Here is a 324-nt window from a genome sequence, read left to right as displayed (position 1 = left end):
CGCCTCGATCTGGCGGTCGTATTCCTTGACCGACGCGTTGAGCCCGTCGAGTGCAGCCAGTGCGGGGGCCACCCTCGAGAGGATCTCCGGATGCTCGCACAGAGCCTTCCGTGCATAGTTTGCAAATGCTGCCGAGTTGGGGGATTTGAGCCTTATGCCCAGGCTCTTGAGGGTGAAACGGATCGACGTGACGATGTCCACTCTCTGCCTAACAAGTGTGTCCCTGAGCTTGATCAGCACCAAATCTTGCTGGGCTTGCTCGGAGCCGTGCTTGACCGGGTGAAGCAGTTCGGGGTCCACCCTGGCGAGCTTGGCCAGCATCCT

General features: G+C 60.2%; 1 pseudogene. It reads right to left on the bottom strand.

Features of this window, described 5'->3' with window-relative positions:
• A pseudogene (locus JO972_RS16875) lies at nucleotides 1-324 on the bottom strand (IS110 family RNA-guided transposase); the annotation flags it as partial.

The organism is Oceaniferula flava, from assembly GCF_016811075.1.
In the GTDB taxonomy this organism is placed as follows: domain Bacteria; phylum Verrucomicrobiota; class Verrucomicrobiia; order Verrucomicrobiales; family Akkermansiaceae; genus Oceaniferula; species Oceaniferula flava.
Note: the sequence above shows the minus strand (reverse complement) of the source record. Positions and strands in the feature narration are given on the sequence as shown.